Consider the following 265-nt stretch of genomic DNA (forward strand, 5'->3'; position numbering starts at 1 on the left):
AGTTCGTAGGTACCGCCAACTACGCCCGCATGTTCTCTGACCCACTGTTCTGGAACGCCCTCTGGGTCACCTTCTACTACGTGATCTTGAATATCGGATTCCAGACAATCATTGCCGTGCTATTGGCCGTACTGCTGCACAAACTGACCAAGTCCACGGTAATTCGCGGTATGGCACTGCTGCCCTACTTCGTAGCTAACGTGATCGTAGCCCTGCTGTGGTATTTCATGATGGATTTCAACATCGGCATCGTGAACTCGCTGCT

At 51.7% G+C, this 265-nt stretch carries 1 protein-coding gene; it reads left to right on the forward strand.

Annotated elements, in window-relative coordinates:
- Positions 1-265, forward strand: a 265-nt coding sequence (locus tag QP415_RS11995; RefSeq protein ID WP_442953491.1) for a carbohydrate ABC transporter permease, incomplete at both ends; no start/stop codon positions are given.

It is taken from the genome of Pauljensenia sp. UMB3104, from assembly GCF_030217285.1.
Classification (GTDB): domain Bacteria; phylum Actinomycetota; class Actinomycetes; order Actinomycetales; family Actinomycetaceae; genus Pauljensenia.